The 21,803-nt window shown below is 42.4% G+C and carries 22 protein-coding genes; 2 read left to right on the forward strand and 20 right to left on the reverse strand.

What is annotated here, in order from left to right:
- Positions 1 to 173: 173 nt before the first annotated feature.
- The 5 genes from Len3610_RS08040 to Len3610_RS08060 form a co-directional block, all read right to left on the reverse strand.
- A complete protein-coding gene (locus tag Len3610_RS08040; RefSeq protein ID WP_176447491.1) occupies positions 174 to 686 on the reverse strand; it encodes an adenine phosphoribosyltransferase in 513 nt (170 codons plus the stop codon).
- On the reverse strand, positions 676 to 3,003 hold the full coding sequence (gene recJ, locus Len3610_RS08045; protein WP_176447492.1) for a single-stranded-DNA-specific exonuclease RecJ: 2,328 nt from the start codon (positions 3,001 to 3,003) through the stop codon (positions 676 to 678). Before recJ ends, Len3610_RS08040 begins: the two co-directional genes overlap by 11 nt.
- A 55-nt stretch (positions 3,004 to 3,058) precedes the next feature.
- A complete protein-coding gene (locus tag Len3610_RS08050) occupies positions 3,059 to 3,388 on the reverse strand; it encodes a LapA family protein (protein WP_176447493.1) in 330 nt (109 codons plus the stop codon).
- A 104-nt stretch (positions 3,389 to 3,492) separates the two neighbouring features.
- A complete protein-coding gene (gene secDF, locus Len3610_RS08055; protein WP_176447494.1) occupies positions 3,493 to 5,769 on the reverse strand; it encodes a protein translocase subunit SecDF in 2,277 nt (758 codons plus the stop codon).
- A gap of 61 nt (positions 5,770 to 5,830) precedes the next feature.
- The gene (locus Len3610_RS08060; protein ID WP_176447495.1) at positions 5,831 to 6,115 is read right to left on the reverse strand and encodes a post-transcriptional regulator; all 285 of its coding nucleotides are present in this window, start codon (positions 6,113 to 6,115) and stop codon (positions 5,831 to 5,833) included.
- Between the two features lie 126 nt (positions 6,116 to 6,241).
- On the opposite strand from Len3610_RS08060, the gene spoVB reads away from it, so the two are divergent.
- Positions 6,242 to 7,795, forward strand: coding sequence for a stage V sporulation protein B (gene spoVB / locus Len3610_RS08065; RefSeq protein WP_176447496.1), 1,554 nt, complete (start codon positions 6,242 to 6,244; stop codon positions 7,793 to 7,795).
- A 537-nt stretch (positions 7,796 to 8,332) separates the two neighbouring features.
- On the opposite strand, the gene Len3610_RS08070 is transcribed toward spoVB, so the two are convergent.
- Positions 8,333 to 9,625, reverse strand: a complete 1,293-nt coding sequence (locus tag Len3610_RS08070) for an ArsB/NhaD family transporter (RefSeq protein WP_176447497.1) — start codon at positions 9,623 to 9,625, stop codon at positions 8,333 to 8,335.
- A gap of 138 nt (positions 9,626 to 9,763) precedes the next feature.
- Here Len3610_RS08070 and Len3610_RS08075 point away from each other — a divergent pair, with 138 nt between their 5' ends.
- Entirely contained in the window at positions 9,764 to 10,141 is a 378-nt protein-coding gene (locus Len3610_RS08075; RefSeq protein WP_176447498.1) for a TIGR04086 family membrane protein, read from the forward strand.
- An 80-nt stretch (positions 10,142 to 10,221) separates the two neighbouring features.
- On the opposite strand, the gene yajC is transcribed toward Len3610_RS08075, so the two are convergent.
- The 14 genes from yajC to Len3610_RS20810 form a co-directional block, all read right to left on the reverse strand.
- On the reverse strand, positions 10,222 to 10,491 hold the full coding sequence (gene yajC, locus Len3610_RS08080) for a preprotein translocase subunit YajC (protein ID WP_176447499.1): 270 nt from the start codon (positions 10,489 to 10,491) through the stop codon (positions 10,222 to 10,224).
- Between the two features lie 19 nt (positions 10,492 to 10,510).
- A complete protein-coding gene (tgt, locus tag Len3610_RS08085) occupies positions 10,511 to 11,650 on the reverse strand; it encodes a tRNA guanosine(34) transglycosylase Tgt (protein ID WP_176447500.1) in 1,140 nt (379 codons plus the stop codon).
- Between the two features lie 756 nt (positions 11,651 to 12,406).
- A complete protein-coding gene (gene queA, locus Len3610_RS08090; RefSeq protein ID WP_176447501.1) occupies positions 12,407 to 13,435 on the reverse strand; it encodes a tRNA preQ1(34) S-adenosylmethionine ribosyltransferase-isomerase QueA in 1,029 nt (342 codons plus the stop codon).
- A gap of 18 nt (positions 13,436 to 13,453) precedes the next feature.
- The gene (locus Len3610_RS08095) at positions 13,454 to 13,651 is read right to left on the reverse strand and encodes a DUF2905 domain-containing protein (RefSeq protein ID WP_255259839.1); all 198 of its coding nucleotides are present in this window, start codon (positions 13,649 to 13,651) and stop codon (positions 13,454 to 13,456) included.
- On the reverse strand, positions 13,648 to 14,649 hold the full coding sequence (gene ruvB, locus Len3610_RS08100) for a Holliday junction branch migration DNA helicase RuvB (protein WP_176447502.1): 1,002 nt from the start codon (positions 14,647 to 14,649) through the stop codon (positions 13,648 to 13,650). The genes Len3610_RS08095 and ruvB overlap by 4 nt, the downstream gene beginning before the upstream one ends.
- A 15-nt stretch (positions 14,650 to 14,664) precedes the next feature.
- Entirely contained in the window at positions 14,665 to 15,267 is a 603-nt protein-coding gene (gene ruvA, locus Len3610_RS08105) for a Holliday junction branch migration protein RuvA (RefSeq protein ID WP_176447503.1), read from the reverse strand.
- 123 nt (positions 15,268 to 15,390) lie between these two features.
- Positions 15,391 to 16,122: a YebC/PmpR family DNA-binding transcriptional regulator gene (locus tag Len3610_RS08110; RefSeq protein WP_176447504.1), complete on the reverse strand. Its 732-nt coding sequence runs from the start codon at positions 16,120 to 16,122 to the stop codon at positions 15,391 to 15,393.
- 209 nt (positions 16,123 to 16,331) lie between these two features.
- On the reverse strand, positions 16,332 to 16,880 hold the full coding sequence (locus tag Len3610_RS08115; RefSeq protein ID WP_176447505.1) for a YhcN/YlaJ family sporulation lipoprotein: 549 nt from the start codon (positions 16,878 to 16,880) through the stop codon (positions 16,332 to 16,334).
- 72 nt (positions 16,881 to 16,952) lie between these two features.
- A complete protein-coding gene (gene nadE, locus Len3610_RS08120) occupies positions 16,953 to 17,693 on the reverse strand; it encodes an NAD(+) synthase (protein ID WP_176449593.1) in 741 nt (246 codons plus the stop codon).
- Positions 17,694 to 17,724: 31 nt separating this feature from the next.
- Positions 17,725 to 18,681, reverse strand: coding sequence for a phosphotransferase (locus Len3610_RS08125; RefSeq protein WP_176447506.1), 957 nt, complete (start codon positions 18,679 to 18,681; stop codon positions 17,725 to 17,727).
- The gene (safA, locus tag Len3610_RS21455) at positions 18,674 to 19,666 is read right to left on the reverse strand and encodes a SafA/ExsA family spore coat assembly protein (RefSeq protein WP_176447507.1); all 993 of its coding nucleotides are present in this window, start codon (positions 19,664 to 19,666) and stop codon (positions 18,674 to 18,676) included. The genes Len3610_RS08125 and safA overlap by 8 nt, the downstream gene beginning before the upstream one ends.
- Before the next feature lie 239 nt (positions 19,667 to 19,905).
- Entirely contained in the window at positions 19,906 to 20,757 is an 852-nt protein-coding gene (pheA, locus tag Len3610_RS08135) for a prephenate dehydratase (RefSeq protein WP_176447508.1), read from the reverse strand.
- Between the two features lie 29 nt (positions 20,758 to 20,786).
- Positions 20,787 to 21,251, reverse strand: coding sequence for an Obg family GTPase CgtA (gene cgtA / locus Len3610_RS20805; protein WP_255259840.1), 465 nt, complete (start codon positions 21,249 to 21,251; stop codon positions 20,787 to 20,789).
- Positions 21,252 to 21,362: 111 nt separating this feature from the next.
- Positions 21,363 to 21,590, reverse strand: a complete 228-nt coding sequence (locus Len3610_RS20810) for a GTPase (protein ID WP_255259841.1) — start codon at positions 21,588 to 21,590, stop codon at positions 21,363 to 21,365.
- Positions 21,591 to 21,803 lie beyond the last annotated feature (213 nt).

The following is a 21,803-nucleotide window of genomic DNA, read 5'->3' on the forward strand; positions in this document are numbered from 1 at the left end:
ATGGGAGTGATTAGGGATCCTTTTCTATTGTTTATAGTATTGAAAAATTTCACCTGAATGTAAAGGAAAAACCATTGGTAATGTCAACTTAATTTTTCAGTTATCTAAGCAAACAAATAAGAATAGGCCTGACGAATGGTTGGTTCGATCAGACCTTGCACGGCAGACATTAACTAATAACGCATTAATGTCAGCACATCATATCCTTCCAGTTTATCAAGCCCGTTCAGATAAGACAGTTCAATCAAGAAGGCACACCCTGCTACAATTCCTCCCAGTTCTTCCACTAATTGGATGGTTGCTTCGATTGTTCCGCCTGTTGCGAGCAAATCATCCGTAATCAGTACACGTTGGCCGGGCTTAATGGCATCTTTGTGAATCGTCAGCACATTTTTGCCATATTCCAGCCCATAATCAACTTTAATCACGTCACGCGGTAATTTTCCTTCTTTCCTGACCGGTGCGAATCCAACTTCCAGTGCATAGGAAACAGGGCAGCCAATAATGAAACCTCTTGCTTCGGGGCCAACAACACGATCAATATTTTTTTTGCGAGCATATTCCACAATTTCATCCACTGCTGATTTAAATACTTCTCCATTATCCATTAAGGGCGTAATATCTTTAAATTGTACGCCTTCTGTCGGCCAATCTTCAACAATTTCCACGTGTTTTTTATAATCCATATACAAGTTCCTCCTTAGGCATGTGCCTATCTTTCATGCATTCACTCAACCATGATCGCAGTTCATCATACGATGAATAATAGAGTGTTTTCTCGATTTCAGCCTTGTTCAGACGCTCCTGATAGATAGCAGATTCGGATAAATCCTTTTTCACAGGATTAGCGTTCAATTGAATAAGACCATTTTCTATTTTAACAAAACCGAGATCAAAAAACACATTTGCCATAAACTTTATCCGATCTTTTGTCCATGCTTTAGCATCCATGATCATGGCTAATTCCTTATTTATATCAATCTGTTTTCGTTTGGCAAGAAGTGCGTACAGCCATTTGAAATCGTCTCTTGATGGAAAAGTCTTCATAAACGTACTATCTTCCAGCCGGAAACATACGTGAATATTGACCGGGTTAAGTTGTTGCAGTAATAATTGCAGTGTTTCCAGTTTTGTTGGTAAATCATACAGAAAAAGCGTATGGACGTGCTTCAAGCTGCCTATATCCGTATCATATGTAACCCATCGAACATTATCGGGTAAGGAATCTCCATCCTGTACTGTTTGCTTAACTGCTACATGGTCAGTATGAGACGTTACAAACCGCATCAGATCGAACTGTTTCTTTCCCCGGTGATCAAATAGCTGTCTTTCATCAATTTTCATATCGTGCATGACAATCTGTAATTTCCGAAAACCGTTCCACTCATTAATATTGAGCTCGCCAACAACAGATATCGGTGTTTTAGGTGAGAGATGATCATATAAACCACCAAACCCAAAGCCAATTCCATCAATCGTCTTATTCTGCTGCCGGAATTGCATTTTTAAATGGTTCCGATTACTTCCAATCTGTCTTACTTCTGCAGGTACATCTTTTATATGGAAAACAGGTTTTGGATTAGCCATGCCAAAAGGTGCCAACTCCCTAATCTCCTCAACCAGTTCTTCATTGATTTCCGGTAAAGTGACAGTCTTTGCAACCTCAATTTCCTGGGTAAAATCTTCCGGTGTCAGCTGCTGATGAATCATATCGTTCAGTTCCGACTGCAGTGTTTGCAGGTTGTCCAACGGCAGCGTCATCCCGGCCGCCTGTGCATGCCCGCCAAAGTGCGTAAACACATCTCTTATTTTCATACAATTCGAAAACAAGTCAAAAGCAGGGATACTTCTGGCTGATCCTTTCATAATCCCCTCTTCCGGTATAATTGAAAGGACAATCGCCGGACGGTCATATTTCCGTACAAGGTTTGATGCCACAATTCCCAATACACCTTGATTCCAGCCTTCTTTGGCAACAACAATGACGCCTTGCTCAGCCGCTGGAACCACCATCTCTTCGGCTTCTTTCACAATAGCACTTACAATCTTCTGCCGCTCCTGATTGAGCGACTGAACCATCTCTGCGATTTGATCAGCCTCATCCTGATCATCAGTCAATAACAGCTCAACAGCCATATCAGCATCCTGCAACCGGCCAACAGCGTTTAGTCTCGGACCAATTGAAAAGCCTATATCCTCTTCAGTAACATATCCTTTAATCCCACAAACGTTCTTAATTGCTTTCAACCCCGGTTTCTTCGTTGCTGATAAAGCTTTTAATCCATAAGAGGCCAGGATACGATTTTCATCAACTAATGGAACAAGATCAGCAATCGTGCCAATCACCAAATAATCAAGATAGTGTTCCGGAAAGGAGCCAAGCAAACTTTCCGCAAACTTAAATGCGACGCCTGCACCTGCCAATTCCTTGAACCTGTAATTAGGTGAACACTTAGGATGAATGATCGCATATGCATCCGGCAACTGTTCCTGAGGCTCATGGTGATCGGTAATAATCAGGTCAATCCCAAGCTGTTTCGCAACAGCCGCCTCATGTATCGACGCTATTCCTGTATCAACGGTTATAATTAAATGATAGCCATTGTCATAAGCTGCTCTGAATGCTTCCTCATGCGGTCCATATCCCTCTGTAAAACGATTCGGTATATAATAGTCACAATGTGCACCAAGCTCGCGTAACGTCTTAAGCATGATTGCCGTTGAACTGACGCCATCAGCATCATAATCACCATAGACGAGGATTTTTTCGTTTGCAGCAATCCCTTTATGTACGCGTTCTGCTGCTTTGTCAATATCTGATAAATACTTGACACTGTATAATTGTGATAAATTAGGAGATAAGAACATTTCAGCTTCTTCATCTGATGTGATACCCCGCTGTCGTAACAATTCCTTGATTAGCGGTGAGCATCTACTGGAATTCCAATTTGGCAAGTCGTTTTGTTTTTTTGCAAACTTCCATTTCATTTTACTCTCTAACATAAACTCACCCCTGACTAATCCAGTATACAAGAGATAGTCACGGGGAGCAATCAGGTTATTTTTTGTTTTTATCCAATTGATCAGTCGCTTCATTTTCGATGTCAGCTTCATGAAGTAAATCATGCTTTCTCAAAGTTTCTTGTAACTGATGTTTCTCTGATATCAGTTCATGACGTTCCCTCTGCAACTGGAGAACTTTCACAAGACCGGCTGCTGCGGTTATGATCCCACCCATCAATACAGAAAATAAAATAACCAATATCAAAGGTGCCCTTCCAGTGCCAAATAAGTAATTTACCTCCACCGGATCAACATTGATCACAGCAAATACTGCGATAATGAAGACAAAAATAATGGCTGAAATGACATAGGTTTGCCCTCTCATATTTTTTCCTCCTTTTGATGAAAACTCTATTGTCTGAATTACCCTTTTAGTTCTAAACATAACCATAAAATTCCCCTAACACGAATAGCATTAGGGGAATTTCATCATACTTGCGGGCCCTCTGTACGTTTCTTTTTGACAAAGCTGACCGGCTTATCCTTTATATTCCTTCCGCGCCAGACAAGCCATAGCTGTGAAGCCAGGAACAAGGATGAGTACGTGCCCACCAGCAGCCCGACTGCCAGTGCGATGGCAAAACCTGTTATGGATTGTGCACCGAGGAACAGAAATGCCAGGACAGCCAGGAGCGTTGTGACCGTTGTATTAATACTGCGTGTCATGGTTTGGACAAGGCTGCGGTTGACAATTTCAGCAAGCTCTTTAAACGTTCTGACCCGCTGCTTTTTCTTTATATTTTCGCGAATCCGGTCAAATGTCACAATCGTGTCATTGATCGAATAACCGATAATGGTCAGGATGGCTGCCACAATCGTCACATCAAATTCAATCCTGGTCAGACTGAATATCGCCAATATAAAGAACGCATCGTGAACCAACGCAATAATCGCTGTAATCCCAAAAAACAGTTCAAATCGTAACGTGACGTATATAATCATACCTATTGAGGCAAGAGCTACAGCGTAAAGTGCATTTTGGACCAGTTCTTCTCCAACGATAGGCGAGACGACACTGACACTCGTTTCGGCATTGAAATTTTCCCCGAAATAGGTTTGAATGTCGGAAATTCGATCCTCATCAATCACCCGGTCATAACGGAGTATGGCACCCTCATTGTTAGTACCTGTAAGGACAACTGATTCTGCCTGGAGATTCAATTCTTCCAGACCATTTTCGATTTCCTCTGTATTCAGGGTTTCTTCTGCTGCCAGCTGAATTCTTGAACCACTGGTGAAATCGATGCCGGGATTCAGTTGGAATATTCCAAGGGCAATGCCTCCAATCACGACCATTATGGCCGAGGCAACAAAAAATTTCTTACGGTGTTGCACGACATTAAGCTCCCGGTTGAAAACTTTTGGTTCATATTCGGTTTTATCAGCAATATCCTTAATATCCTTCTGTTTCACACCGAACCAGCCCGGCCGGTTTTTCAGGAATTTGCTTCTGACCCATAACTTCATCAATAGTCTTGTTCCGTAAACTGCCGTCAGAAAACTGACAACAATACTTAAAATCAACATGGTTGCAAACCCTTTGACCGAACTGGTACCAAAAATAAACAGGACAGCCGCAGCAAGCAATGTCGTAATATTGGCATCGACAATGGCACGCAGCGAGTTTTTCGACCCTGTTCTAAACGATGCCGGAACCGATTTTCCTTCCCTGAGTTCTTCTTTAATCCGCTCGAAAGTGATGACATTCGCATCAACGGCCATACCAACACCAAGAATTAATGCTGCAATTCCCTGCAATGTCAGCACACCATTCATCAGATTGAAAATTAATAGAACCAAAAAGATATAAACACTTAAATTAATGGCTGCAATAACCCCTGGAAAACGGTAAACTGCCATGATAAAAATAAACACCAGACTTATACCGACAATCCCGGCAAACACCGTTTTATCCAGTGCCTGTTCACCGAATTGTGCCCCGACGGTGTTGGAATACAGTTCCGTCATGTTGACCGGCAGCGAACCGGCATTGATAATATCTGCAAGCCGCTGAGCCGATTCAACCGTGAAATTGCCTTCTATCATAACGTCGGTCGTATTTAGCGTTTGTTTTACCCCAGCAGCTGAAACATATTTAGGGTCCTCTTTCTGGACTTCTTCGTCGAACGAATCACCTTCCTGATAATCCATCCAGATGACAAGTAAATCTTCCCGCTCCGGAAATAGGGCACTCGGGTCATATTTGGACGATAATTCACTTGTGATGTCACGGAACTTCGAGGCATCCTGCAACTGTAATGTTACAATCGGCTCATTGGTCTGCTGTGAAAAATCCTGACTGGCCGCTCCTTCAACCAAATCGCTGCCATCCATCAATTTCTCATCTTCCACATTCCTGAAAGACAAACGTGCAGAAGTCGACAACAGTTCACGGGCCTCTTCCTGGTTATCCACCCCGGCAAGCTGGACACGGATCCGATCATCGCCTTCAATATCAATATTTGCTTCACTTATCCCTAACCGGTCCACCCGGTCGTTAAGGATTCTGACAGTGGATTCCAGTAATTCCCTGTCGGTTTCCTGATCTTCTTCAACAGGTTCCACTTCATACAAAACTTCAAAGCCGCCCTGAAGATCGAGTCCTAAATTAATATCTTTTGCAATACCTGTCACCGTTGACCCAATCGTTCCTGCCAATACAAGGACAATCAGAAAAAAGGCAACAATTCTTCCTCTCGTTTTCATCTGTCGTTTTGCCTCCCTTAATAACTTACGGGTCCATTATGTATACATTAATTCTTTCAGCTTAATCGTTATCAGTCAACGCAGCTATTGATGCTGCTAAGTCGTCATCCTGATGCGCATTAATGGTTAAATAGCTCATATAGACATTTGATGATAGGTGAAAAATATCCTGAACCACTTCATATAAACGCTTTGAAGGATTACCTTTCCACACTTTATCCTTCAGACAATTCCATACATCTTCACTCGTTGCATTATACCCCATTATCTTTAGTTCAGTCGCTTTACTTTTTAATGCTGGTTCAATTTCAGGTTTCCATTCTCGTGCATTTTTTATTATTTCCATGCCAAGTCCCTCCTCTTCAACAAACTTGTCCATTTATATCATCATGCTTGTCATGCTTGGCCTACTTGTTTGCATATATATCATTGTATCTGAAATTTTATTTTTTGAGAAGGTAGGTCGGCAATATTGGCCAAACAAACATTTCTGAAGGGAACATTAATTCTGATAATGGCAGGCATGATAACAAGACTGCTCGGTTTTATCAATCGTCTGGTTGTAGCCAGGATTATGGGTGAGGAAGGTGTCGGTTTGTATATGATGGCACTTCCCACGCTGTTTTTGGTAATTACGCTGACACAGCTTGGACTCCCGGTCGCCATCTCAAAACGGGTATCTGAAGCTGAAGCGAAAAATGATAAAGTCAAAATAAAACGCATTCTTGTTGTATCACTGCTCACAACAGGTGTTTTGAGTATTATTTTCACAATTGGCATGGTCATGGCCGCACCATTTATTGCCACAACGCTGCTGACCGATGAACGAACCATGTATCCATTAATTGCCATAAGCCCAATTGTGCCGATCATTGCTATATCTTCGGTTCTGAAAGGCTATTTTCAAGGACGCCAAAACATGAAGCCACAAAGTTTTGCGTTGGTCATTGAACAAATGGTACGGATTACATTTGTTGCTTTTTTCATCAAGCTTCTGCTCCCTTATGGCGTGGAATTTGCAGCAGCCGGAGCCATGTTTAGTGTGATACTCGGTGAACTTGCATCCATGCTGTATTTGGCAGGGATGTTTAAACGTCTGAAAATCATTCGCGTCCGCCACAGATTTTTTCAGTATATTAGGTCCAGCAAACATACGTTAAAAGAACTGTTTTCAATCTCGTTGCCCAGTACTGGCAGCGGCCTTATAGGCAGATTGTCGCATTTTCTTGAGCCTATCCTTGTTGCTCAAAGTCTGGCAATCGCCGGAATCTCCAGTTCTATGGCAACCAAGCAATACGGGGAACTGACCGGCTATGTATTACCGTTATTATTTTTACCTACATTTATCACAAATTCACTATCCATTGCTTTGGTGCCTTCCATATCCGAAGCAGATGCCCATCAGAATAAACAACTTATCCATTACCGGATCCATCAATCAATCAGAATTTCATTTGCGTCCGGGGCAATTGCAACGATTGTGCTAACATTATTTGCATCACCAATACTAAATTATATGTATGGAACCACCAATGCAAGTCATTTTTTAGTACTGATGGCTCCTTTTTTCATCCTTCTTTATTTTCAATCGCCATTACAGGCAGCATTACAGGCACTCGATTTGGCGAGACCAGCCATGTGGAACAGTTTAATTGGAGCAGCCGTAAAGCTGACAGTTCTGTTTTTACTGGCGTCCAACCCTGACTTTGGTATAAATGGGGTCGCTATAGCCATGGCAGTCGGTGTTGTCCTTGTCACGTTGCTTCACCTGGCCAGTCTTTACAAGGAAATTGGATTTATGATAGCAGGCTTTGATTTGTTTAAAATGGGGTTACTGGTCGCTTTAACATGGGTGTGCGGAAGATTTATAAGAGATATGTTTACCGGAATGGAATCGAACCTGTTCATATTTATTTTAATGCTCATAGCCCTGGTGATTATTTATATATTCCTGCTCTTTGCTTTAAGATTCATTACGAAAGAAGAATTAAGACAAATACCAGTGCTGCAAAAATGGGTTTCATAAAAAATATAAAAACATAACGCCGGCAGGAGAGCTGCCGGCGTTATGTTTTTTAATAGGGTTCTTTCAGTAAATATTGTTGTTGTTAACCTCGCAGTTGATGTAAACTGCGACGTAAGTGCTTTGTTGATTTCCGTTCCGGCCAGTCGCGCACCTTAGGGCACGGCTTCAGCCTCCTCGCGGAAAACCGCCGCTGCGGGGTCTTCAGACACGTGCTTTTCCCGCAGGAGTCGACTGGCCTCCACTGCAATCAACAATCACAGGAGTGGTTTTATTTGAAGTATCACAGACCAGCGGAGGAAATATGCGGAGACTCCTGCGGGATGAGAGGCATAGGTGAGACCCCGGAGCGCGTCAGCGCGAGGAGGCTCACCAGCCGCCCTAAGGTGCGCGGAGCGTATTTCCGGAGCGGTGTCATAGCACACATAATATATTCTAAGTCGCAGTTTATGGGTTTTGTGTTAAAATAACAACTTTAGAAAACAGCATTTAACAGCAATTGTGCCTGCGATTTTATACTAAGACCCAATAAACTAAAATCTAAGACATATATGGAATCAAATACCGAATGTAAATATAAATTGTTGCTATCACAAGCGATAATATAACAAATGGCACGCCATACAACATAAATCGGATAAATGATAGCTTCTGACCCTCCCCTTCTGCCAAACCTGCCACAACGACATTCGCGGAAGCTCCGACCAGTGTGGCGTTTCCACCCAGGCAAGCGCCTAATGCCAACGACCACCAAATCGGATCCAGGTAAATCATGCCATAACTTTCAAATTCTTCAACGACCGGAATCATTGCTGCGACAAACGGAATATTATCAACAATTCCCGAAAACAATCCGGAAATCCATAAGATCAATATAGCCGTTGCTGCGAAATCACCATCGGTCCAAAGTACAATCGCCCTTGCAAGCTCATCAATAATCCCCGCTGATTCAAGACCGCCCACCAACGTAAAAAGTCCGATAAAGAAAAATAAGGTGACCCATTCAACCCGTGAAAAAACTTGTTCCGTATCCATTTCTTTTTCAGTGAGCAAGAGCAATAAAATGGCTCCGCTTAATGCGATAATGGTCAGGTCGATATGGATGAAGGCATGCAATAAAAAGCCCAGCAATGTCATCGTCAATACAGCAATCGATTGGTATAACATAGGCGTCCTTACAAGATAAGCAGATGCATTTGTTTTCATTAAATCCTCTGTACTGGTGTCTCCAGAACGTAATGTTCGTCTAAACAAAGGAAGCACAGTCCCCAGCATAATGAAAAACATAATAATCGCCAGCGGAGCCAGGTGGTTAATGAACGACAGGAACGTCAGATGATCCACAGCCTGTCCAATCATTATATTCGGCGGATCTCCAATAAGCGTTGCTGTACCGCCTATATTGGAGCTGAAAATAATCACCAGCAAATATGGAAAAGCCGGCAGATTTAATTGTTTTGTGATCTTCAGAATAATCGGAACCAATATCAGTACTGTCGTAACATTATCCAACAGTGCTGAACCAATCGCTGTCAAAATACTTACACCAATGAGCAGCGGAATCGGTGAACCTCTTACTTGCTGAGCAAACCGCACAGCAACAAAGGAAAATAATCCGGTTTTTTCAGTGATTGATATCAGTACCATCATGGAAAACAATAAAGCAATGGTGTTCCAGTCAATATAATTCGTAAACATTTCATTGATATCGTAAATGCCTGTCAGTAACAGTAAAACCCCGCCTGCCATAGCAACCACAGCTCGATTTATTTTATCTGTCATGATAAAAATATAACTGACAATAAAAATAATTCCCGCCAAAATTATGTCCATATGACATCCTCTTTCAATGTAATTGGTTGTCCCTTTTACAAATATATGTCGTAAACCGCAAAATAATTTCAGTCTATTTTTTATTTAAATGAATAGGATGATAATACATGGACAATCATTGGAAGGGAGGCGAGCAGCATGCGCAAACAACAATTTATTGCCTTACTGTATGGATGGATCATCGTTCTTGGCCTGATACTTTTGACAAGTATCATTCTTGCTTTTTTACTTCAATTTACCGGGATGAATGAAACGACATTATCATGGATGACATTAGCAGTTGGATTAATCAGTTTATTTATTGGCGGTCTTGTTGCGGGTATTAAAGGAAAAGAAAAAGGCTGGGTAATTGGAGCCATTACCGGAGCAGGTTTTACACTTTTCACATTCCTGGTTCAATATCTTGGTTATCAGCATGGTTTCTCATTGGAACAGTCACTTCATCATACAGGATTTATATTGGCAGCACTTCTCGGTGGAATGATCGGGGTAAATATGATCAAATCAGAAAATTAATAACTAATACGAAAGAAGTCAGCCCTGACTTAAATGGACTGACTTCTTTTCATTTTCCTTTATGTACCGGTCATAAAGTGTTATTGTGCATTGTCATTTTTGACTTCCCGAATAGCTGAACGATCATATGTCAGCCTTGGGCCATCACCCGGCTGAAGTACCACTGTGTCTTCATCAAGTGCATGGATTTCAGCGTGAAAGCCACCGATTGTTATAACTTTATCACCCTTTTGCAAATTAGACTGCATTTCTCTGACTTGCTTTTGCCGTTTCTGCTGCGGGCGAATAAGCAAGAAGTAAAAAATGACAAACATCAGGATGATTGGCAAGAGTGTTGCAAGCATTTCCATTTATCCAAACCCTCCTTTATCAAAAGTTTTTGGCATTCTCTTTATTAAAACCATATTGTTCAAAGAATGCTTCTTTAAAATCACCAAGCCGATCCTCGCTTATAGCTGTTCGTACTTGCTCCATCAATTTTAACAAAAAATATAGATTATGGTAAGTAGTAAGCCTGAATCCGAAAGTTTCGTTGCATTTCACTAAATGACGGATGTAGGCACGTGTATAGTTCCGGCATACATGGCAATCACAATTTTCATCAAGCGGGCTGAAATCACGGGCATATTTTGCATTCCGGACAACCAGACGGCCATTGGAAGTCATACATGTCCCGTTGCGTGCGATACGTGTTGGTAATACGCAATCAAACATATCAATTCCACGGATAGCGCCATCAACCAATGAGTCCGGTGACCCAACCCCCATCAGATAACGCGGCTTATCGGAAGGAATGAGTGGGGTTGTGAACTCCAGCATACGGTTCATAATGTCTTTCGGTTCTCCAACAGACAGCCCGCCTATGGCATAGCCGGGAAAATCCAATGAAACTAAATCTTCTGCACTTTGCTTTCGCAGGTCTTCATATTCACCGCCCTGAATAATTCCGAATAAACCTTGATCAAAAGGGCGTTCATGAGCTTTTAAACAGCGTTCTGCCCAGCGGGATGTCCGCTCCACAGAGGACTTCATATAATCATGTGACGCCGGATATGGCGGGCATTCATCAAATGCCATCATGATATCCGAGCCAAGCGAATTTTGAATAGTCACCGCCTTTTCGGGTGATAAAAACAGCTTCTCTCCGCTCAAATGATTCCGGAAATGAACGCCTTCTTCCTTAATGTCACGCATATCACTTAAACTGAACACCTGAAATCCGCCTGAATCAGTCAAAATCGCCCCATCCCAGTTCATAAACTGATGAAGGCCTCCAGCTTCCTCAATAATGTCATGTCCGGGCCGCAGCCATAAGTGATATGTGTTGGATAAAATAATGTTTGCGTTCATATCTTTTAATTCTTCGGGACTCATCGTTTTTACGGTGGCTAACGTTCCGACAGGCATAAACGCCGGTGTATCAAACGACCCATGCGGTGTATGGACTTTTCCGAGACGGGCACCCGTCTGCTTGCATGTTTTAATGTGCTCATATGTTATTGCTGTCATATTAATCGTTCCCTTGTTAAAGTAGTCCAATGTTTTGAAAGGCTGTTCTCTATATAATTGATGTTCAAATCCATAAAGTGAAACTTCATTCAGCGGAGCGCACTTTTCCGCTGAATGTTAGCTGAACAGAATCGGGCATTTAAGGTCAGTTAGCCGCCGTATTTTGGCGGGTTGCTGACCATTAGATGCGGGATAAACTGCGACACAACTTTTGGAATGTCTTCCTCCCATTCTATCGGGGCCTGAGTGCTAGTTCATCGCTGCGGAAAAATACTCCCTTTCCGCGGGGAACGCTTCAGCCTCCTCGCTCGCGGGCCAACACGATGTTGGTTACAAAGGCGTTGTCACAGGACGTGACGTTCTTAGCCTTTGTTCCTTAGTCGCTCGCTGCGGGGTCTTCAGACTGTTCCTTTCCCGCAGGAGTGTCGCATTTTTCCGCAGCTTAGTGTCGTGTTCTGTCCAAGTGAGAAAACATTCAATATACAGAAAGTCAACACCAGCGGAGGAAATACGCGGAGACTCCAGCGGGAGGATAGGCATAGGTGAGACCCCGCAGCGCGTTAGCGAGGTTTTTTCTGCGAGGAGTGCTGCTTCACCGAACACACTTGCAACACGACGAGCACGAGGAGGCTCACCAGCCGCCCTAAGGTGCGCGGAGTGTATTTCCGGAGCGGTGTCATAGGCCTCTAATTTTTCATTGTGTCGCAGTTTATATCAACTGCAAGGTTAAAAACCGCCATGTTTACGAAAAGAGCTTTACAAAATTAACATGGCGTCGCCAAAACTGAAAAATCGATAACGCTCCTCAACAGCTGCCTGGTAAGCGTTCATGATCCTGTCCCTGCCGGCAAATGCACTTACCATCATGATTAACGTTGACTTAGGCAGATGAAAATTGGTAATCAAACCATCAATAGCCTGAAATTCATAAGGCGGATAAATGAAGATATCCGTCCATCCGCTTGATTCGACGAATATCCCGTTATTATCCCGGACAATTGTCTCCAGTGTCCGCGTTGACGTTGTACCGACAGAAATAATCCGGCCGCCATTATTTTTGACTGATGCAAGTGCATCGGCTGTCTCCCTGGACATATGATAAAATTCGGCATGCATTTTGTGTTCTTCAATTTTTTCGGCGCTTACCGGCCTGAACGTACCGAGACCAACATGCAATGTAATAAATTCAATCGAAACACCCATCGCCCGAATCTCATCCAACAGTTCATTCGTAAAATGCAAGCCTGCAGTTGGTGCAGCCGCTGAACCTTCTTCTTTTGCATACACTGTCTGGTATCGTTCTTTCTCTGACAGCTGCTCTTTTATGTAAGGCGGAAGCGGCATCTCGCCCAGTTCATTCAATGTTTCATAAAAAATCCCCTCATACTCAAGCTGCAACATGCGGCCACCGTGATCTTTAAGACCCGTACACGTTGCACGAATTTTACCGCCGCCAAAGTTTATAACCGTTCCGATCTTAATCTTTTTGGCCGGCTTTACAAGGACTTCCCATAAATCCTCTTCCTGCCTGCGAAGAAGCAGCACTTCCACCTTGGCCCCGGTGTCCTCTTTTACGCCATATAGTCTGGCGGGCAGCACACGGGTATCATTGAGAACAAGGCAATCACCTTTTTTTAAGTGTTCCTTGATATCTGTGAACTGTTGATGCTCTATTTCCTTTGAATGACGGTGCAAAACCAGCAGCCTGGATGCAGCACGATTTTTCAATGGTGTCTGGGCGATTAACTCTTCAGGCAAATCAAAATCAAAATCTTCTATGTTCATGATGCTCTCCTAACTATTCTAACGAAATTTTCCTAAGATGAAAAAGATAAGCGTTAAAATAACACTCACGACAATTGAGGTCATGATTGGAAAATGGAATGTGAAATTGTCGCGTTTAATCGTAATATCTCCTGGCAATTTACCAATAAATGTCCAAATGGCACCAATCACCACAAAAATAATACCGAGGATGATAAACAATTTTCCCATATTCATTCGTTTTCGTTCCTTATTCCTAAATGCTGGTATGCTTTTGGTGTCACAACGCGCCCTCGAGGCGTCCGCTGAATAAAACCGATTTGCAGTAAAAATGGTTCATACACATCTTCAATCGTCTGAGATTCTTCACCAATTGTCGCCCCGATTGTATCCAATCCAACCGGTCCACCCTGAAAACCTTCTATAATGCCAGTCAGCAGTTTATGGTCAATGTGGTCCAATCCCGCATCATCAACCTGAAGCATATCCAGTGCATAATCAGTGGTTTTCAGACTGATTTCCTCTTCACCTTTCACTTGCGATATGTCACGGATCCGTTTAAGCAGCCTGTTGGCAATTCGGGGAGTCCCTCTTGAGCGACGGGCAATCTCGGCAGCTGCTTCGTGCGTAATCGTTGTTTCAAAGATTTCGGAAGTCCGTTCAACTATGTCGCACAATTCGTTTGCCTCGTAGAATTCCAACCGGCTCATGATACCAAAACGATCACGCAATGGTGCAGACAGCAAACCTGCTCTTGTCGTGGCTCCTACCAGTGTGAAGGGAGGCAAATCGATACGGACAGATCTTGCACTCGGTCCGTCGCCAATCACAATATCAATAAAAAAGTCTTCCATCGCCGGATATAATATTTCTTCAACAGACCTTGGCAGGCGATGCACTTCATCAATAAACAAAACATCACCAGGTTCAAGTGACGACAGAATCGCAGCCAAATCACCGGACCGTTCAATCGCCGGACCTGAGGTGGAACGGAACTGGACCCCCATTTCATTGGCGATAATGGCTGCCAATGTGGTTTTACCAAGACCGGGCGGACCATATAATAATACATGATCAAGCGCTTCTTCACGCATTCTTGCTGCCTGAATAAAAATACTGAGATTTTCCTTAACTTTTTGCTGACCTATATATTGATTCAAATTCGTGGGCCGGAGACTAAGCTCAACAGTGGAATCTTCTTCCTGTAATTCACCTGTAACCATACGCTCGTCCATTATTATCCCACCTTATTAATTTCTCATTAGTAATGCCAGTGCTCTACGGACAATTTCATCCGTGTTGCTCGTGCTCTCCTGTTGCAGTTCGGGCATCACTGCTTTAATCTCACGTTCAGTGTACCCAAGCGATTTTAATGCTTCCTGAGCTTCTTGTAAACCTTCTGAAGCTTCCCGGTTTTGCGTGTCTGCTGAACTTTGGGAAGAAATTGATACCACCGCTGACAATTTACCTTTTAAATCCAGAATAATTTGTCTCGCCGTTTTTTTACCAATGCCAGGGAAGCTTGTCAGGTATTTATCATCTTCCCGTTCAATCGCTTCAATAAATTCACCCGCATCAATACCTCCCAATATGGATAATGCACCTTTTGGACCAATACCGGAAACAGAAATAAGATTTGTAAATAATATTTTTTCATCCTCATTCCGGAAACCATAAAGCATTTGTGCATCTTCACGTACATAATGAAATGTATTAATTGTCACCTCATGATGCAATGATGCCTGAAACGAAAATGGATTGGCACAGACAATCTCATATCCAACCCCTTGAACGTCTACAATCACTGCATTTTCATTTACACTGACCAGTATTCCCTTTATGTAAGCAATCATCTGACCTTCTCCTTTATTTCCCTCCACCTATCTTAACATAACTATACCTGAATAGGTTATATAAATGCAGGGATAAAAGAAAACTTCCATCCCCATTCACAGAGAATAGAAGTATCACGTTTATTAACCTGAGTTCTCCATATTGTGATGAATATCTTGCGTATCTTCACTATCTTCCAGCATATTAATCAGGGTTAACATCTTTTGTTCATCATCTTCGGAGGGTGCAGTGTACGTTTGCGGAATAAATGTTACGTCAGCTTCGGCAAGTTCGTAATGATTATCGCGTAAATGATCACGGACACTTTGAAAGTTTTCCGGATCGGTATAAATTTCATATACGCCGTCTTCAGCTGTGATATCATCAGCTCCTGCCTCAATGGCTTCGAGCGTCATGTCGTCTTCATCTATTGCCCCATCTGGATCTTCAATGACAATATAACCTTTACGATCAAACATGAACGTAACGCTGCCGTTTTCCCCAAGGTTTCCATCATTTTTCTTAAACGCATGTCTGATTTCTGAAGCGGTCCTATTTTTATTGTCAGTCAGAACATTGACAATCACAGCGATACCGCCAGGACCATAACCTTCGTAGGTGATTTCTTCATAGTTTACACCGTCGAGGCCGCCTGTAGCTTTTTTGATAGCACGATCAATGTTGTCGTTTGGCATGTTATCCGCTTTTGCTTTTTCAACAGCTGTTCGCAAAGAAGGATTCATATCGAGATCGCCCCCACCTTCTTTAGCAGCGGTATATATCGTTTTGGCGTGCCGCATAAATATTTTGCCTTTTTTGGCATCTTGTGCATTTTTTCTTCGTTGTATATTATGCCATTTGGAATGACCAGCCATACGGCATTCTCCTCTCTCCAGGATTGTTCGTACTAACTATATCAAAAATGCCATCATCAAAAAAGTGTCTTACATTAATAATCATTAATGTGACACTTTGGAAAGATAAAATGAAACGTCAATCACTGGGGTGTTCTTTCCTCAGCCCGAACAGAATCGGACATATTTTGCTGAAAACGTCGGGCCGAGGAGTTCAATGAGGGATAAATTTAAAAATGTTCTCTGTCCCGATTGAAAAATTCCCGCAGATACTCTCTCACATCACCATTTAGCTGGTCCAGTTCCGCGTCTTTATTGCGCATCCGGTCCCAATAAATATCATCTGTATAAACATAAACGTCTTTGTTTGGAACCAATTGCTGCACTTCTTCTTCAACAAGATCGCGCATATCCGGTGGTGCTTGATCAGTAAGCATGACCCCAACAACGACCTTTTCATCTGTTACGGCGACTTGCGCTTGTCTGACATCATGCCTCTGCTTTAAATGATTGGAAATCGACAATGACATCTCATTTGTGAACTTGTCAGTATTCTTACCGCTATCACCTTCATTTATATCTTTATACTTATTATCCGGATAAGTCTTTTGCTCATCAGATTCTGTTCCAAGCCGTTCATCCTGTTCTTCCTGTGTTTCATATTTAATCGGCTGGGAATTCATGTTGTCCTGAGTTCCATTGTCCCCTGTTTCATATTCTGCACATCCAATAAGTGTCAACACGAAAACTGGTATACTCATCCATTTAATCACCTGCATAAAAAACAACCTCCCTTATTCATTAGGATGGATAAGAAAGGCCATTTTAATCAGTAAAAACATGTCATTATTTTAGGACCGATGAAATTTCTTCAACGGTTCTCGTTTATGGGCTGTACTTTGATGCATCTTATCAATGATTTCTTTATCTTGTTCAGGAATTTCCTCCCCTTTCAGATAAGCATCAATTTTATCATACGTTGTTCCCATTTCATCTTCATCGGTCTGCCCTTCCCACAGGTCTGCACTTGGTTTTTTGGATAAAATGTCATCAGGAACACCTAAATATTGTCCCATTTCCCGTACCTCTTGTTTTGTGAATTCCACTAATGGCAATATATCGACACCGCCATCACCATATTTAGTGAAATAACCGGTATACCACTCGGATGCGTTATCGGTTCCGACAACCAAATAATGATAATGTGCCGAAATTGTATAAAGCGTACTCATCCTTAGGCGTGCCCGCAGATTTGCACCTGCAAGCTGATCATTTTCCTCTTTAAAGGCATTCTTTTGCTTTAATTGATCACTGATTGTCGAATACATTATTTGATGGGTTTCAGTCAGATCAATCGTCATACCATTAATCCCGGAACTCTTAATGACTTTATCTGCATGCTCCATATCCTGTGGTTTCGTGTTCAGCGGCATCATGACTCCAAGTGAATTTTCAGGGAAAGCCCGCTGAATAAGGTGTGCGACAACTGCTGAATCCAGCCCGCCGCTGAGGCCGACTAATAATCCATTGACACCAGCCTCATGAACGCGTTCCTGCAACCATTGCACGATTTCATCAATTGTTTCTTCCACCATTATCACCTAATTTTTCAGATTTCCTATTTCAGTTTAGCATCTTTCGGGCAGTTTTTAAAAAATATTGCCGTTTAAGCCAATCCATTTCCAGCTCCTCTAAATAGTTACGAATCGGGCGCTCGGAATTACTGTCTAAAAAATACAGCCATTCCCGCATGACATCGCTGGGAATAAAAATGGAATACAGCCATGGTTTTATGGTTTTCTGCGGTACGATTTTGTATGATAAAAGCCGGTCAAGATCCCAGTTCAAATATGGTAAATACCGCTGACCAATCTGTATATAGTCATTTAGTGGCGGGGCACATGATAATAAATCGAAATCAATCAGATGAATTTGACCGGAAGACCGAATGAAATTATGTGCAGCAACATCCCCGTGAATCCAAGTGCCAAGCTGTCTTGCCTTGTCATGCAATTCACCCCAGTTAAACGCAGATACAAGCTGTAAATATTTCTCAGCCGTTTGGACAATATCTGTAAACAATGGGTTGAATCTGTATTCCTTAAAAATTGGCTCCGTATACATGAATTTCTGCAGTCTTTTATGCCACTTTACATAAAACATTTCCTTTATTAATGGATGCCTGATCTTTACCCCTTTTGTATCATTATGAAACATTTTTAATACATTTAGAGCGTCTTTCCGATCCTTTGCAAATACATAGTTTAATTTCCTTCCATGAATATACGGCGAAATTGTCCAATACCTGCCATTATCATATAAAAATTGCTTTTGATTGGGAAACCTCTGAAAAGATACAGGGATAGAGGATGATTGCTGTTCAAAAAAATGCCATTGCTGTTCAACACGTAACTTATTGTTGTGACGTTTTAAAATTAATCTTTCACCTTCATTCGTTTCGATGTAAACAACATGCTCCTGAATACTGGTCAGGCGAACTGGCTTCAGTCCCCCATTTTTCAGCAAAAAAGAAGAGAGACGATCTGCATTCATCTCGTCTCCTTGTATCGAATCACTCACTTGTTGACTCTTCCCCATCTTCACGATATTTATTCTGGAATCCGGGCGGCATTGGCATAGGATTGCCTTTAAAGTGTGGATGTGATGCTGGTGGCATTTGATTGTAATGAAATCCCTGCTGCATGCCCATTGATTTAGGTGTCTCTGTCGGATGATATAAGCCGGAATCTTTCATACTGGGATATAGTGTCGGTTTTGCTGGCATTTCCAGGTTTGACGTTCCTTTACATGAATCCATCATATTTCCGTCGTATGGATGATATCCTGTTTTCATTGGCTGCTCAAACATTGGCTGCTGCACGGGAGGCGGCTGGTGCTTCATTGGTTCCATCATGGGCTGATGGTGCATCGGTGGCATAGGCATTGGCTGTTGATGCATTGGCATGTGTTGATGATGGTGTGTTGGCTGCTGGTGCATCTGCATAGGCGTTTGTTTTGGGCCTCCACAACCGCAATCGTTCTTAGGCGGAGCATACGGTTCCTTTTGAGGCATCGGAGCCGGTGGGTGCGGCATATGCTGATAAGGCTTCACAGGTACTGGATACGGCTGATAATACATCTTTTTTTGTTTTTCGGAGGATTCATCATCTTCGTGTTTGTAGCTGGGGATCTGTGGCAGGTTGATTGTGTAATGATTCATTTCCTGTTCTATTGTCGGCATCTTTGGCTGCACTGGCATCTTTGGCTTGACGTCTTTTGGCTTTTTAACATCATCCTCTTTAATCGTCGGCATCGGCTTTGGGGATGTGTCTTTATATGGTTTTTCAGCAGCCGGTTTTTGCGTTTCTTTCTGAGTTTCTTTCTGTTGCATGCCTTCTTGTTTGACTTGTTTGGATGTTGCCGGTATTTTGATTTTCATACCTGGCATAATCATATCCGGGCTGGATAACTGCGGATTCAGCTGTTTGACTTGTTCAAAATCCACACCATATTGCTGGGCTATTTCCCATAATGTATCACCTTTTTGGACAATATGAATTTTCAATTCAACATACTCCTTTCTCTTCCGGTTTCAAACTGGGCTGCTCACACACTACCAACATATGCAAATAAATGACAAATGTTGAACTAAAAATAAGAAAAAACGCTGACGCGTCTTTTCAGATGCCAGAGGTCAGAGATTGGATTGAAAGAAATCGGTGAGTTTGCCGATTTCAAGATTGAAAATGTCCCCTGAAATATATACAAAAAACCGTCTGCTCTGTTTCGAGCAGACGGTCCTGATTACAAATGCATTTGATAAACAGGATATGTACCCAGGATTGTAACATTACAGCCAAGAGCCTCCAGTTCGGCTTTGACACCGGGAAATAAAACATCATCATACGGTTGATTGACATCGATAATGAAAAAATAATTTCCCAACCCTGTTTTCATTGGCCTTGATTCGATTTTGGAAAGATTCATTTTACGCCAGGCAAAAGCGGCCAGAACCTGATACAAAGCCCCGGCATAGTCACTTGGCAATGTTACCAGCAGGCTCGTTTTTTCTGTTTGTGATTCATGTTTAATCCGGGCACTATTTTTATCTTTGGCAAGTACGGCAAATCTGGTATGATTATTTGGGTAATCATGAATGTTTTCCTGGAAAATCGACAATCCATATTCACTTGCTGCCAGAGTATTGCCAACAGCAGCTACATTTTGTTCACTGTTACTAACAACTTCTGCCGCTTTCCCCGTAGATGACGTGAAATCCAGTTTGGCATCAGGTAAATGCATATGCAGAAATTGATGACACTGTGCAATGGCGTGACTGTGTGAATACACATTCGTCACTTTGGATAAATCACCGTCAAAACCAGGAGATACCAATAAATGCTGCTGAATCGGGACCACTATTTCCGCTATGATCGGTAATCGCACCTGATGAACCAAATAATCAACCGTCAATTGCACTGTTCCTTCAATAGCATTTTCCAGCGGCACAACACCGATATCAATTTGTTCCTCATCAACGGCATCGATACACTCCGGAATCGTTGTGAAACTTTGCTTGTCCCCTCCATTAAATGCCGTATCAACTGCAAGTTTTGTAAATGTTCCGCGCGGCCCCAGATAACCTATTTTTACCATCCTGTCATTCCCCCCTATATTAAACCCTGCTACTCAATAAATTCAAATTCAAAATCCTTTAATCGAATGGTATCACCATCTTTAGCTCCCCGCTTACGCAATGCATCATCCACACCCATTCCACGCAGCTGACGGGCAAAACGCTGGACAGCTTCATCCTTTGTGAAATCAGTCATCTTAAATAGCTTCTCAAGTTTGTCACCTGACAAAACAAATGAACCATCCGAATCTCTTGTAATTGTAAATGGTGTTTCCTCTTTTTGATAACGGTACACGACTTGTTCATCGGATTCTTCAATTTCCTGTGTATATTTTGGAATCTGATCCAATGTATCCGCAAGGGCGAATACGATTTCCCTTAAACCTTCTTTTGTTAGCGCTGAAACGGTATAGACCGGGTACTCATCGTTTAATTTTGATTTAAATTCCTGAAGATTTTCTTCCGCTCCCGGCATGTCCATCTTATTTGCTGCCACAATTTGTGGACGTTCCATCAGCTTCGCGTCATATGCCTTTAATTCACGATTGATTTTTACAAAGTCATCATATGGATCTCTTCCTTCGATCCCGCCATATCAATGACATGCAGCAAAAGCACGTGTCGCTCAACATGACGCAAAATTGATGGACCAATCCGACGCCTTCATGGGCACCTTCATCAGCCCGGCAAATCCGCTATCACAAACCTTCGCTGGTCCCGGTATCAACGCCAGGTTCGGTGACAGGGTTGTAAAATGGTATTCTGCCGTTTTTGGCTTGGCAGCACTGACGACCGATAACAGCGTTGATTTCCCTGCACTCGGAAATCCGACCAAACCAACATCAGCAATCAATTTCAATTCAACTTTAATTTGGCGATCCTGACCGGTTCTCCATTTTCAGACAGTTCGGGTGCGGGGTTTTTGGAAGTTGCAAAACGGAGTTACGCGCCGCCGCGACCCACCCTTTAGCGATGACAGCTTCCTGACCCATGCTCTGTTTAAATCAGCTATGCTTCCGGTAATCTTCATCAACTTACGGTTGTACCAGGTGGAACATCAACATTA

Origin of the sequence: Lentibacillus sp. CBA3610, from assembly GCF_013373365.1 — a bacterium.
Classification (GTDB): Bacteria; Bacillota; Bacilli; order Bacillales; family Amphibacillaceae; genus Lentibacillus.